At 76.1% G+C, this 12,735-nt stretch carries 13 protein-coding genes; 4 read left to right on the top strand and 9 right to left on the bottom strand.

Features of this window, described 5'->3' with window-relative positions:
• Genes mftG through CHC04_RS00055 form a run of 3 tightly spaced genes read right to left on the bottom strand, consistent with a single transcriptional unit; the run spans position 1 to position 3,682 of the window.
• Entirely contained in the window at positions 1-1,521 is a 1,521-nt protein-coding gene (gene mftG, locus CHC04_RS00065) for a mycofactocin dehydrogenase MftG (RefSeq protein ID WP_089401906.1), read from the bottom strand.
• Complete coding sequence (locus CHC04_RS00060; protein WP_089401905.1) at positions 1,518-2,819, bottom strand: class I adenylate-forming enzyme family protein; 1,302 nt, start codon at positions 2,817-2,819, stop codon at positions 1,518-1,520. The genes mftG and CHC04_RS00060 overlap by 4 nt, the downstream gene beginning before the upstream one ends.
• Positions 2,816-3,682: an MBL fold metallo-hydrolase gene (locus CHC04_RS00055; RefSeq protein WP_089402569.1), complete on the bottom strand. Its 867-nt coding sequence runs from the start codon at positions 3,680-3,682 to the stop codon at positions 2,816-2,818. Before CHC04_RS00055 ends, CHC04_RS00060 begins: the two co-directional genes overlap by 4 nt.
• 59 nt (positions 3,683-3,741) lie before the next feature.
• On the opposite strand from CHC04_RS00055, the gene CHC04_RS00050 reads away from it, so the two are divergent.
• Entirely contained in the window at positions 3,742-4,284 is a 543-nt protein-coding gene (locus CHC04_RS00050) for a hypothetical protein (RefSeq protein WP_089401904.1), read from the top strand.
• Between the two features lie 80 nt (positions 4,285-4,364).
• On the opposite strand, the gene CHC04_RS00045 is transcribed toward CHC04_RS00050, so the two are convergent.
• Positions 4,365-5,654, bottom strand: a complete 1,290-nt coding sequence (locus tag CHC04_RS00045; protein ID WP_245816874.1) for a M23 family metallopeptidase — start codon at positions 5,652-5,654, stop codon at positions 4,365-4,367.
• Between the two features lie 304 nt (positions 5,655-5,958).
• Here CHC04_RS00045 and CHC04_RS00040 point away from each other — a divergent pair, with 304 nt between their 5' ends.
• Positions 5,959-7,023: a Glu/Leu/Phe/Val family dehydrogenase gene (locus CHC04_RS00040; RefSeq protein WP_089401902.1), complete on the top strand. Its 1,065-nt coding sequence runs from the start codon at positions 5,959-5,961 to the stop codon at positions 7,021-7,023.
• 54 nt (positions 7,024-7,077) lie between these two features.
• Here the strand turns inward: CHC04_RS00040 and CHC04_RS00035 are convergent, their stop codons facing one another.
• Positions 7,078-7,977 carry a hypothetical protein gene (locus CHC04_RS00035; protein ID WP_089401901.1) on the bottom strand — a complete coding sequence of 300 codons (900 nt, stop codon included), beginning with the start codon at positions 7,975-7,977 and terminating at the stop codon, positions 7,078-7,080.
• A 388-nt stretch (positions 7,978-8,365) separates the two neighbouring features.
• On the opposite strand from CHC04_RS00035, the gene CHC04_RS00030 reads away from it, so the two are divergent.
• Positions 8,366-8,584, top strand: coding sequence for a DUF3073 domain-containing protein (locus CHC04_RS00030; RefSeq protein WP_075013130.1), 219 nt, complete (start codon positions 8,366-8,368; stop codon positions 8,582-8,584).
• 81 nt (positions 8,585-8,665) lie between these two features.
• Here CHC04_RS00030 and purM read toward each other — a convergent pair whose 3' ends face one another.
• Positions 8,666-9,718: a phosphoribosylformylglycinamidine cyclo-ligase gene (gene purM / locus CHC04_RS00025; RefSeq protein WP_089401900.1), complete on the bottom strand. Its 1,053-nt coding sequence runs from the start codon at positions 9,716-9,718 to the stop codon at positions 8,666-8,668.
• A complete protein-coding gene (gene purF, locus CHC04_RS00020) occupies positions 9,715-11,268 on the bottom strand; it encodes an amidophosphoribosyltransferase (RefSeq protein ID WP_089401899.1) in 1,554 nt (517 codons plus the stop codon). Before purF ends, purM begins: the two co-directional genes overlap by 4 nt.
• 152 nt (positions 11,269-11,420) lie before the next feature.
• On the opposite strand from purF, the gene CHC04_RS00015 reads away from it, so the two are divergent.
• Positions 11,421-11,744, top strand: a complete 324-nt coding sequence (locus tag CHC04_RS00015; protein WP_089401898.1) for a hypothetical protein — start codon at positions 11,421-11,423, stop codon at positions 11,742-11,744.
• 18 nt (positions 11,745-11,762) lie between these two features.
• Here the strand turns inward: CHC04_RS00015 and CHC04_RS00010 are convergent, their stop codons facing one another.
• Both CHC04_RS00010 and CHC04_RS00005 read right to left on the bottom strand, forming a co-directional pair.
• Entirely contained in the window at positions 11,763-12,383 is a 621-nt protein-coding gene (locus tag CHC04_RS00010; RefSeq protein ID WP_089401897.1) for an MBL fold metallo-hydrolase, read from the bottom strand.
• Positions 12,380-12,735 (bottom strand): zinc-binding dehydrogenase (locus CHC04_RS00005; RefSeq protein WP_141233650.1); only part of this gene is annotated, 356 nt, incomplete at its 5' end. The genes CHC04_RS00010 and CHC04_RS00005, both read right to left, overlap by 4 nt.

Genomic DNA, 12,735 nt, shown 5'->3' with positions numbered 1-12,735 from the left:
TCAGGCCATCAGCTCGGCGGCCCGCTCGCCGACCAGCACCGCCGTCGCGGCCGGGCCGCGGGTGGGCACCTCCGGCAGCACCGAGGTGTCGGCGACCCGCAGCCCCTCGACGCCGCGCACCCGCAGGTGCTGGTCGACGACGGCGCCGGGGTCGCCGTCGGGGCCCATGCGGGCGCTGCCGGCCAGGTGGATCGCCGTCGTCAGGGCGGCGGCGACCCACCCGTCGAGGGCGCGGTCGTCGGCGAGGACGTCCTCGCCCGGGCCGGGCCGGGCGGCGACCAGCGGCGCGACGGCGCGGGTGCGCAGCAGGGCGTCGGCCAGGCGCACCGCCTCGCGCAGCCGCCGCCGGTCGGCCGCCGTCGCGAGGTAGCGGTGCTCGACGCGCGGCGCGGCGGCGGGGTCGGCCGAGGTCAGCGACAGCCGGCCGCGGCTCTCCTCCCGGTACAGCCCGGCGCCGAGCGACAGCGTGCGGGAGTCGCCGCCACTGCCGGGCACGACCCGGCCCCAGGGCTGCAGCCACGGGAGCACCTCGAGGTCACCGGGCACCGGCGAGTCGGAGGAGGTGGCGTTGAGCACGCCGTGCAGCGGCAGCGGCCAGTCCCCCACCGGCAGGTCGTCGACCGGCACCCACGGCAGGTACACCAGCGGGTGGTCCGACAGCCCGGCGCCGACGCCCGGCACGTCGGCGACGACGTCGATCCCGTGCGCCCGCAGGTCGGCGGCGGGACCGACGCCGGAGAGCAGGAGCAGCTGCGGGGAGCCGACGGCGCCCGCCGCGAGCACCACCTCCGCGGCGCCCACCGGCCCGGCGTCGGTGTCGACGCCCACCGCCCGGCCACGCTCCAGCAGCACCCGCCGCACCCGCACGCCGCCGCGCACGGTCAGCCGGGGGGACCCGTGCCGCGGGGAGAGGTAGGCCATCGCGGTGTTGACCCGCACCCCGCCGTCGACGGTGAGCGGGACCGGTCCGTACCCGGGCGGGCCGCCGGCGTTCTTGTCCGGCTCCGCGGGCACGCCCAGCTCGACGGCCGCGGCGGCGAGCGCGTCGGCCAGCGGGGAGCTCCCCGTGGGCCGGGTGACCGGCAGCGGACCGCCCGAGCCGTGCCCCGGCCGGTCGCCGTACTCCCGGTCGTCCTCGAGCCGGCACCAGGCCGGCAGCGTGGCGTCCAGGCTCCACAGGTCGTTGCCCGCGGCGGCCCAGCCGGCGTGGTCGGCCGGGGTGGCGCGGACGAAGTAGCCGCCGTTGACCGTGCTCGACCCGCCGACCACCCGCCCGCGGGGCAGCGGCGCCCGGCTGCCCGGGGTGAGCTCGGTGGTGAACGACCAGTTCGCCGGGTGCCCGGGGACGGCGGCGGCGAGGGTGGCGGCGTCGCGCAGGTCGGGCGGGAAGTCGGCGGGCCGGGGGTGGTCGGCGCCGGCCTCGAGCAGCAGCACCGACCGGCCGGCGTCGGCGAGGCGGGCGGCCAGCGCGCAGCCCGACGAGCCGGCGCCGACCACGACGACGTCCGCCTCCGGCGTCACAGGCCCAGGACCCCGGGCAGGTCCAGCCGGCGCACCTTGCCGGTGGAGGTGCGGGGCAGCTCCCCGAGCCGGTGCACGCTCTTGGGCCGCTTGGCCGGCGCGAGGCGCTGCCGCGCCCACGCGCCGAGCTCGGCCGGGTCGGCGGCGCCGACGTAGGCGGCGACCACCCGCTGGCCCCACTCCTCGTCCGGGACGCCGACCACCGCGCTCTCGACCACGCCGGGGTGCGCGTCGAGGACGGCCTCCACCTCGGCCGGGTAGACGTTCACCCCACCGGAGATGACCAGGTCCTCGCGGCGCCCGTCGAGCCACACGGTGCCGTCGGGGTCGACCCGGCCGAGGTCGCCCACGGTCACCCGGTCACCGCGCCAGGCCGCCGCCGTCTTCTCCGGCGCCCGCCAGTACTCGAAGCGCGCCCAGCGCGGCACGGTGCACCACAGCTGCCCGCGCTCGTCGGTCTCCAGCCGCCGGCCGGGGCGGGCCCGCCCGACGCTGCGGGGGTGGGCGAGCCAGTCCTCCGGCGCGCAGACGGTGAACTGCGCCTCCGTGGAGCCGTAGAACTCCCAGACGCTGCCCGCGGGTGCGGCGGCCAGCACCGCCCGCTTCAGCGGCTCCGGGCAGGGCGCGCCGGCGTGCACCAGACGGCGGAACGACGACCAGTCGACGTCGTCGCGCGCCACCAGCCGGCGCAGGTGGGTGGGGACGCAGAACGCCGTCGTCGGGGCGAGGGCGGTGATCGCCGCGGCGGCACGGGCGGCGTCGAACGGGCCGGGCAGCAGCACCTCGCCGCCGGCCAGCAGCGTGTGGACGGCGAAGCGCAGCGGCGCGGAGTGGTGCAGCGGCGAGAGGACCAGGTGCCGGTCGGCGGCGGTGAACCCCCACAGGTCGATCTCCTCGGCGGCCAGCGCGCGGGCGTCGCCGTCGTCCAGGACGCCGGACCACACGCCCTTCCGCCGGCCGGTGGTGCCGGAGGTGTAGTGCACCGGCCGGGCCAGCGGCACGTCGGCGAGGGCGGACCGGTCGGTGCCGGTGAGCAGCCGCTGCGGCTCGGCGCCGACGTCGAGGGCCGGGTCGGCGTCGGCGGCCAGCACCGCCCGCTCGGCCGCCGGCAGCGCCGGGTCGAGGACCACAGGCACGACGCCGGTGCGCAGCGCGCCCAGGACGACGGCCAGCAGCGCCGGTGACGACACGGCCGACACCAGCAACCGGTCGCCGGGGCGCAGGCCGGCCGCCCGGAGCGCCGCCGCGGCGCGCTGCTGGTCGCGCTCGCTGTCGGCGGCCCGGACGACCGCGGTCACGGCAGCGCCACGCGGTCACCGTCGACCACCACGTGCCCCTCGGCGGCGAGCTTGGCCAGCGTCGCGCGGGTGGACTGCGCCGCCGCCGGCCACAGCGCCCGCGGCACCTCGGCGTAGACGTCGGCCACCAGCGCGTCGACCGTCCCCGCCCCGCGGACCAGCGCCGCCAGCAGCTGCCCCTCCCGGAACGCGCGGTGCGCCAGGTAGTAGTCGAGGACGGCCCCGGGGTCCTCGGTGAGCTCGGGTCCGTGCCCGCAGTACAGCGCGCTGGGGCCGAGGTCGTGCACCCGGCGCAGCGACTCCAGGTAGGCCACGACGTCGCCCTCGGGGTGGGTGACCACCGAGGTGCCGCGGCCGAGCACGTGGTCGCCGACGAGCACCGCTCCGGACTCCAGCCGGAAGGCCAGGTGGTCGGGGGTGTGCCCGGGCGTGGGGACGACGCCGAGCACCGTGCCGGCCAGCCGCAGCCGCTCGCCGGGCTCGAGGACGCGGCCGCCCGGGCCGGCCACCGCGGCGTCGGCGGCGGCCACCTGCGCGCCGAACCGGGCGCCCCAGGGCTGCGCGGCCTCGGCGTGGTCGCCGTGGTGGTGGGTGACGAGGACGGCGACGCAGCGGGCGTCGCGAGCGGCCAGGGCCTCCTCCACCGCGGCCAGGTGGGCGGGGTCGTCGGGCCCGGGGTCGACCAGGACGGCCTGCCCGCTGCCGGGTTCCCCCACCAGGTAGGTGTTCGTGCCGTCGAGGGTCATGCCCGACGGGTTGGGGGCCAGGACCCGGGTGACGAGCGGCTCGAGCACCGCCGTCCGGGGCAGGGCGCCGGGGGCGGGGAGGTCCCACGTGACACGGGGGTCGGACGGGGCGCGCACGTGCGGCACGGTAGCCGCGTCCCGGGGCGGGCCGCCCGGGCGGCGGCTAGCCTCGCCCCATGCGCTCCCTGACCTCCCGGTTCCGTCCTGCGCTGGTCGCCGCGGCCGCCGCCGTCCTGCTCACCTCGTGCAGCGGCGGTGGGTCCGAGAGCGAGGAGGCCGCCGAGTCCACCAGCGCCGACACGAGCTCGAGCGCGTCGTCGTCCCCGTCGAGCGAGACGAGCAGCTCCACGCCCGCCCCGACCACCAGCGACGACCCCGCCGTCGCCCAGTTCTGCAGCCAGGCCGCCTCGTTCAACGAGCTCGGCAACCAGCTCGGCAGCGCCACCCCCGAGCAGCTGCCGGGCCTGCTGCAGCAGGCCGCCGACGCCTTCGACAGCGTGCAGCCGCCGACCGAGATCGCCACCTCGTGGCAGGCCGTGGGCGACGCGGTGCAGACCTTCGCCGACCAGGCCGCCACCATCGACGTCACCACGCCCGACGGCCAGGCCCAGCTCAACAGCGCCGCCCAGGAGTTCGTCGGCGTCGCCAACGGCCCCGACGGGACCGCCGTCCAGCAGTTCACGCAGGCGAACTGCACCGCGGCCGCCCCCACCAGCTGACGAAGGGTCCCCCTGCCACCTCGGGGCACCGCCGGCCCCCCTGCGAGCGTGCGAGTGGCGGGGGGCAGGGGGGTCCTTTCTCAGCAGCCGCCGATGCTCACCCCGCGGGCGCGCAGCCACGGCACGGGGTCGACCTGACCGCCGTACATGGCCCCCGACGGGTGGACCTCGAAGTGCAGGTGCGGGCCGGTGGACTGCCCGCGGTTGCCGACCTCGGCGATCAGCTCGCCCGCCCGCACCCGCTCACCGGCGCGGACGTACTCGGTGTTGACGTGGCCGTAGACGGTGACCGCGCCGTCGTCGCCGCGGATGTAGACGGCCAGGCCGAAGCCCGTGGCCGGACCGGTGCGGGCGACGGTGCCCGAGGCGGCGGCGTAGATCGGCGTGCCGATCGGGGCCGCGATGTCGACGCCGCCGTGCAGCACCCCCCAGCGCACGCCGTAGCAGCTCGACGTGCGGCCGGAGGTCGGCTTGACGTAGCCGGCGCCGCTGGCCGCCGGGGCGGTGGACGCCGCGCCCGACGACGCGGGCGCCGCGGGCGCCGGGGCGGCAGCGGCGGCGCGGGCCGCCGCGGCGGCGGCAGCCGCCTCCTCGGCGGCGCGGGCGGCCGCGGCGCGGGCGGCGGCCTCCTCCGCGTCCTTCTGGCGCTGCCACTCGGCGTAGGCGTCGCGGGCGCCCTGCAGCTCCAGCAGCCGGATCTGGGCGTCCCGCAGCTGCTGGTCGAGCGCGGTCTTGTTCGCCTCCGCGGCCTGGACCGCGCCCTGCTGCGCGGCGACCTGCGCGTCGGCCGCGGCCTTGGCGGCGGCCGCCTGCTCCTCGGCGGCGGCCATCTGGTCGCGGGTGTCCCGGGCCGCGGACTCGGCGTTGGCCTGCCGGACCCGCGCGATCTCCAGCTCCTCGAGGGCGTCGACCTGGACGTCGCCGACGTAGTCCAGCAGCGCGGCCCGCTGCACCAGCTCCCCGGGGCCGGCGGAGTCCAGCAGCGCGGCGGCGGTGGTGAGCGTGGTCCCGTTCATGTAGCTGTCGTGGGCGAACCCGCCGATCCGGGCGACGGCGGCGTCCACGGCGGCGGCCGCCGCCTCGAGGTCGGCGGCGGCCTGGTCGGCGGCGGCCTGGGCGAGCTGCAGCGCCTCCTCGGCGGCCAGGTAGGCGGTACCGGCGGCCTCGGCCTGCACACCGAGCCGCTCGAGCTCGGTCTGGGCGAGCGCGACCTCCGCCTGCAGCCGGCCGACCTCGGCCGCGGCGGCCTCCTGCGTCGCCTGCGCGTCGGCGATCTCCCCGTCGGTCGGGTTCGGTGGCGGGGGCGGCACGGCCAGCGCCGGAGCGGCGGTCGCGAGGAGGACCGCACCGGTCAGCAGACCGGCCAGCACGGCGCGGACCGGCCGGCGGTTCCTGCGGGCCGTGGCCGCACGACCGGGGGGTCGGCGGCCGGATCGGCTCTGCAGCATCGAGCGCTCCCTGGGGGAAGAGGGCGGGTGGCCGGGCCAGAGTCGCACCGGCCACCACGCGTCACGGGGGCAACACGCGGCACTGGCGTCACACCGTGACCCCGCCGCAGGGTCACCGCCTTCCGTCACACCACTTGTCGACACGACCGCGCGGCTGCTTGAGCCTCTGCCGGCCACTGAGTCCGGCGTCACGTCCGGCAGCGGCCGCGTTCTAGGCTCGGCGGTCGTGGACGTCCTCGCTTCCGGTGCCGAACAGGTGGTCTTCTGCTCCGACCCGGGCTCCGGCCTGCGGGCGGTGATCGCGATCCACTCCACGGCGCTGGGGCCCGCCCTCGGCGGCACGCGTTTCCACCCCTACGCCACCGAGGACGAGGCGGTCGCCGACGCGCTGCGGCTGGCCCGGGCCATGTCCTACAAGAACAGCCTGGCCGGGCTGGACCTCGGCGGCGGCAAGGCCGTCGTCATCGGCGACCCCCGCACCGACAAGACCGAGCCGCTGCTGCGCGCCTACGGCCGGTTCGTCGAGGCCCTGGGTGGCCGGTACCTGACCGCCTGCGACGTCGGCACCACCAACGCCGACCTCGACGTGGTGGCCCGCGAGACGCGCTTCGCCCACGGCCGCTCGGAGGTGTACGGCGGCTGCGGCGACTCCTCGGTGCTCACCGCCTTCGGCGTCTTCCAGGGCATGCGCGCGGCCGCGCAGCACCGCTGGGGCACCTCGTCGCTGGCCGGGCGAACGGTCGCCGTCGCCGGCGTCGGCAAGGTGGGCAGCTGGCTGGTCGACCGGCTGGTCGCCGACGGCGCCGACGTGGTGGTCACCGACGTCGACACCGCCGCCGTCGAGCGGGTGCTGGCCCGCCACCCCGGCGTCGACGCCGTCTCCGACACCGAGACGCTGGTGCGCACGCCGGCCGACGTCTACGCCCCCTGCGCGCTCGGCGGCGCCCTCGACGACGAGACCGTCGCCGTGCTGTCGGCCGAGGTGGTCTGCGGCGGCGCCAACAACCAGCTGGCGCACGAGGGCATCGCCGAGCAGCTGACCAAGCGCGGCATCCTCTACGCCCCCGACTACCTGGTGAACGCCGGCGGCGTGATCCAGGTCGAGGACGAGCGGCACGGCTTCTCCTTCGCCCGCGCCGAGGCCAAGGCCGCCGGCATCTACGACGTCGCCCTGCGGGTGTTCGAGGCGGCCGCCGCCGAGGGCGTCTCGCCGGCCGTGGCGGCCGACCGGCTGGCCGAGGAGCGCATCCGCTCGGTGGGCCGACTGGCCACCATCCGGCTGCCCCGCTGACAGGAGAGGGGGCGGGCGTCGCCGCCCGCCCCCTCTCGGGGTCATGCCGTCAGGTCACGCGCAGTGGACGTCGACGAAGTACGTCGCCGCCTTCCGCACGTTGTTGCCGACCTTGACCGTCACGGTCACCGTGCCGCCCTGCGGCGTGTAGGTGACGCCGTCCGGTCCGTGCGCGTCGACGATCGTGCAGCCTGCCTGGTCGGACACCACGATCGTGTGGGTGCCCGGCTCGGCGGCCTCGACGTGCGCCTCGTGGAAGGCGAGGAGGGCCGGGGCGTACTCGGAGAACTTGACGTTGCTCGCCCCGAGCGTGTCGAACCAGGTCACTGCCAGGCCGTCGATGTAGCCCGCCTGCCCGTGCCGCGAGAAGCGCGTGTCGATCTCGATCGGCACGTCGTTCCGGACCTTGAAGTTGTCCGTCTTGCTGTAGCGCGGGACGAAGCAGTTCTTGTTGCCCGGCGCCGCGCAGTCGAGCAGCTCGGTCGGGGAGACCCAGACCTTGTAGACGCCACCGTTGTTCGGGGTGTCGGCGTAGGGGAAGAGCTGCACCGTGAGGCCGCCGTCCTCGGAGGAGGTGCCCGTGGCGTGCGCACACGCGCCGCTGGGGGCGACGCTGGTGATGACCCCGCTGTCGTCCACGGTGAACTGCCGGCACTCGACGGGGTCGCTCGACAGCAGCGTCTTCCCGGACGGGTCGGTGACCTGGAAGCTGTAGGTTCCCGCGGGGAGCCCGGCGGCGTCGTCGGGCGCGTTGATGCCCGGCCCGCCGTTGAGGTAGACGTCCTCCTTGGCCGCGTAGACGTTCAGGTTGACCGGGTTGCCGCTGGCGTCCGTGGTGAAGATCGCCCCCGACAGGGGGGTCGTGGGTGGCGCAGCCTGCGCCGGGGTGGCCAGGGTCAGGAGCGCGGCGCCGCTGAGGCAGATCGCGGCGACGAGCGGTGATCGACGTGTCATCGTCGTCCCTCTCGGTCGATCCGAGCCGGCCGGACCGGGCGATCCCCCAGGACGAGGCCGTCCGTCGTGCTCCTCCTGGCCGGCCTCGCGAAGCTAGTGCTGTGACGTGGATCACAGTCCTGTCGCCGACCTGGGGCGCAGGTCGGAGGTGTGTCGCGGCCTCTCGGGGGTGCCGGGGGCACGGACGGTCACGGTCAACGGGGCCGGACCTGTCATCGCGTGTCCAGCACCACGACCCCCGTCGGGGGACGGCGGGGGGAGGACCCGTGCCCGCGCCCGTCTCGTGTCGTAGTCTTGGTCAAGACACAGTCACTCAGTCGGGGTCGCCACGCGGGCCGTCCAGCCCGTGAGCTGGGCTCCCGTTCTCCGTTATGAGGGGGTCGAGCCGATGGGGCGCGGCCGAGCGAAGGCCAAGCAGACACGCGTGGCCCGTGAGCTCAAGTACAGCTCACCCAACACCGACCTCTCCGCGCTGCAGCGCGAACTGGCCGGTTCTCCGTCGACGTACACCGCTCCGGCGGCCAAGGACGACGACGAGGACGACGACGAGTACACCGACCGGTGGGCCGACGACGCCGACGACGACGACTGGGCGGCCAGTCGCTGACGGTCGGCCGATCGCCGGCTCGGCCCCGGTCCAGAGGCTCGCCCCGAGCTCGCGAGGGGTGAGCGGGACCGGGGTCCTTCGTCAGCGGTAGCTGCCCACCAGGCGTGCGCCGGTCTCCCCCGCACCGATGCCGCCTGCCACCCAGGCCGGCACGCCGCGGGCGGTGAGCAGGCCGACCGCGCGGTCGGCGGCCTCGGCCGCGACGACGGCGACCATGCCGACGCCGCAGTTGAACGCCCGCTCGGACTCCGCGCGCGGCACGCCGTGCTCCTCGAGCAGCGCCACCGCCGCGGGCAGCGCCCAGGTGCCGCGGTCGAGCACGGCTGCCAGCCCGTCGGGGACCACCCGCGCGGTGTTGCCGGCCAGCCCGCCACCGGTGACGTGCGCGAGGGCGTGCACGCCGTCCACGCCCAGCTCGGCCACCAGGGCCAGGCAGTCCAGCGCGTAGATGCGGGTGGGCTCGAGCAGCACGTCGCCCAGCGGGCGGTCGAGCCCGGCGGGCGTGGCGGCGAGGTCCAGACCGGCGGACGACACCACCCGGCGCACCAGCGAGTAGCCGTTGGAGTGGAAGCCGCTGGCGGCCATCGCGACCACCACGTCGCCGTCGCGGACCCGCTCGGGGCCCAGCACGGCGTCGGCCTCCACGACGCCGACCGCGGTGGCGGCCAGGTCGTACTCGTCGGGGTCCATCAGGTCGCCGTGCTCGGCGGTCTCCCCGCCGACCAGCGCGGCCCCGGCCTGTTCACAGCCGGCCGCTATGCCGGTGACGATCGCGGCCACCCGTTCGGGCACGACCCGGCCGACGGCGACGTAGTCCTGCAGGAACAGCGGTTCGGCGCCGCAGGCCACCAGGTCGTCGACGACCATCGCGACCAGGTCGATGCCCACGGTGTCGTGCCGGTCCAGCTGCCGCGCGAGCGCGATCTTCGTGCCGACGCCGTCGGTGGACGAGGCGATCAGCGGCCGCCGGTAGCGGGCGGTGTCGAGCGCGAACAGACCGGCGAAGCCGCCCAGGCCGCCCACGACCTCCGGACGGCGGGTCCGCTCGACCGCCGTCCGCATGAGGGTGACCGCCCGCTCGCCGGCGTCGATGTCGACGCCGGACGCCGCGTAGGTGAACTCCCCCGCGCTCACGGACGGGTCAGGGCGTCGTCGGCACCGCCGGACACCGTGGGGCTGCCGGCCTGCCGGCCGGTCCAGCCGCTGACCGAGCGGGCGTCGTCGACCCGGCGGCCGATGCCCTCGAGCACGTGCTTGCCCAGCACCCCGGCCTCGCCGAGCGGGATCGGGTAGTCGCCGCTGAAGCAGGCGGTGCACAGCCGGGTGGCCGGCTGCTCGGTAGCCGCGACCAGCCCCTGCTCGGAGACGTAGCCGAGGGAGTCGGCGTTGATGGAGGCGCGCACGCCGTCGACGTCGAGGCCGTTGGCGACCAGCTCGGCGCGGCTGGCGAAGTCGATGCCGTAGAAGCACGGCCACTTCACCGGCGGGCTGGAGATCCGGACGTGCACCTCGACGGCCCCGGCCTCGCGCAGCATGCGGATCAGCGCGCGCTGGGTGTTGCCCCGCACGATCGAGTCGTCGACGACGACCAGCCGCTTGCCGCGGATGACGTCGCGCAGCGGGTTGAGCTTCAGCCGGATGCCCAGCTGCCGGATCGTCTGCGACGGCTGGATGAACGTGCGCCCGACGTAGGAGTTCTTGACCAGGCCCAGCCCGTAGGGGATGCCGCTGGCCTCGGCGTACCCGACCGCGGCGGGGGTGCCCGACTCCGGCACCGGGATCACCAGGTCGGCCTCGGCCGGGTGCTCCCTGGCCAGCCGGCGGCCGATCTCGACCCGGGCGGCGTGCACGCTGCGCCCGCCGATCGTGGTGTCGGGGCGGGCGAGGTAGACGTACTCGAACACGCAGCCCTTGGGCTCGGCGGCGGCGAAGTGCTGGCTGCGCAGCCCGTTCTCGTCGATGGCGAGCAGCTCACCGGGCTCGACCTCGCGGACGACGGAGGCGCCCACGATGTCCAGCGCCGCGGTCTCGCTGGCCACGACCCAGCCGCGCTCGAGCCGGCCGAGCACGAGCGGGCGCACGCCCTGGGGGTCGCGGGCGGCGTAGAGGGTGTCCTCGTCCATGAAGGTGAGGCTGAACGCACCGCGCAGCTGCGGGAGCACCTCCATGGCCGCGGCCTCGACGCTCATGTCCGGCCGGGCGGCGATCAGCGAGGTGACCAGGTCGGAGTCGGTGCTGGCGGTGAAGGCGCCGGGGACGCCGGCGTCGGCGGCCCGGCTCGCCAGCTCCGCGGTGTTGACCAGGTTGCCGTTGTGGCACAGCGCCAGGCCGGTGCCGGCGTCGGTGGTGCGGAACGTCGGCTGGGCGTTCTCCCAGGTGGAGGACCCGGTGGTGGAGTACCGGGTGTGGCCGACGGCCAGGTGGCCGCGCAGGCTGCCCAGCGTCGCCTCGTCGAACACCTGGCTGACCAGCCCGAGGTCCTTGTAGACGACGACCGACGCGCCGTCGGAGACCGCGATGCCCGCCGCCTCCTGCCCGCGGTGCTGGAGCGCGTACAGGCCGAAGTAGGACAGCTTCGCGACCTCCTCCCCCGGCGCCCAGACACCGAAGACGCCACAGGCGTCCTGGGGACCGGGAGCGGAGGGATCGAGGGCGTGCGTCAGCCGTCCATCACCGCGAGGCACCCCCCGAGCCTACGCGGCGGCGGCGTGGTACCCGCCGTCCGCGCCGTGACGGTGCCCACCGCGGCGGCGGATCCGGCCGGCCCGGGCGCCGGTGGAACCCGGGGTGGGGTCCGGGGCGTTGACCGTCGGCACCCCCTGGAGAGGATCCGAGCATGAGCAGCGACCGGCCCGACCCGCAGGAGTTCCTCGAGATGGCGCAGCGGATGCTGCGCGGGCTGTTCGACCAGCCGCGCGGCGGCGACGACCCCTGGGCGCGAGCGACCGAGCGGGGCTCGGCCCCGTGGGAGCGCCACCGCGAGCCCAGCCCCGGTGAGCGACGCGAGAACCTCACGTTCGCCCTCGCCACCCGCGCCGTCGAGGCGCTGGAGGACCTCGCGCTCAACGTCGCGGCGATCCGCCAGCGCCTGGAGCGGTCGGCCCAGGACGACCGGCCCGGCGAGGACGGCGCGACGCGGGACGACACCCCTCCCGCGTGACCGCCGTCCGGCGCCGTCCTACCGGACGGTGCCGAGCTCCGCTCCGATGGTCGTGTCCTCGCCGTGCCCGGTGTGCACGACGGTGTCGCCGTGCAGGGTCAGCAGCTTGGCGCGGATCGACCGCACGATCGTCGGGTGGTCGCTGTACGAGCGGCCGGTGGCGCCCGGCCCGCCGCAGAACAGCGTGTCCCCGGTGAACACCGCGGCCAGGTCGGGAGCGTGCAGGCAGCTGCTGCCCGGGGAGTGACCGGGGGTGTGCAGCGTGGTCAGGCTCGTGCCGGCCACCCGGAACCGGGTGCCCTCGGCCAGCGCCTCGTCGGGGCGGGCCTCGGGGTGCACCTCGCCGTGGACCACGTCCCACAGCATCGTGTCGGCGGGGTGGAACCAGACCGGCGCGCCGGTGGCCGCCCGCAGGTCGACCGCGGCGGTGATGTGGTCGTTGTGCCCGTGGGTGAGCACGATCGCGGTCACCCGCCGCCCGCCGATGGCCTGCACGATCGGCCCGGCGCGGTGCGGGGCGTCGATGACGAGCACCTCGGCGTCGTCGCCGACGAGCCAGACGTTGTTGTCGACGTCGAAGTCCTGCCCGTCGAGGCTGAACACCCCGGAGACGACGGTCTTCTCGATGCGGGCGGTCACTTCTCGAACACCACCACGGAGCGCAGCACCTCGCCGCGGTGCATCTTGGCGAAGGCGGCCTCCACGTCGTCCAGGCCGATGGTCTCGGTGACGAAGTCGGCCAGCGGGAAGCGGCCCTGCCGGTAGAGGTCGGCCAGCATCGGGAAGTCCCGGGAGGGCAGGCAGTCGCCGTACCAGCTCGACTTCAGCGCCCCGCCGCGGCCGAACAGCTCGATCATCGGCAGGGTCAGCCGCATCTCCGGGGTGGGCACCCCGACCAGCACCACGCGCCCGGCCAGGTCGCGGGCGTAGAAGGCCTGCTCGAACACCTCCGGGCGGCCGACGGCGTCGATGGCCACGTCCACCCCGAACC

The sequence above is a fragment of the Geodermatophilus saharensis genome, assembly GCF_900188205.1.
GTDB lineage: Bacteria > Actinomycetota > Actinomycetes > Mycobacteriales > Geodermatophilaceae > Geodermatophilus > Geodermatophilus saharensis.
The sequence above is the reverse complement of the archived record's forward strand: the minus strand, read 5'-3'. Positions and strand labels throughout refer to the sequence as shown.

What these genes read in the sequence shown, in the direction of transcription:
- CHC04_RS00035 (WP_089401901.1), bottom strand. Translation starts at nt 7,977, where the DNA reads ATGACACGTCGATCACCGCTCGTCGCCGCGATCTGCCTCAGCGGCGCC.
- CHC04_RS00050 (WP_089401904.1), top strand. Translation starts at nt 3,742, where the DNA reads ATGCGCTCCCTGACCTCCCGGTTCCGTCCTGCGCTGGTCGCCGCGGCC.
- CHC04_RS00015 (WP_089401898.1), top strand. Translation starts at nt 11,421, where the DNA reads ATGAGCAGCGACCGGCCCGACCCGCAGGAGTTCCTCGAGATGGCGCAG.
- CHC04_RS00030 (WP_075013130.1), top strand. Translation starts at nt 8,366, where the DNA reads ATGGGGCGCGGCCGAGCGAAGGCCAAGCAGACACGCGTGGCCCGTGAG.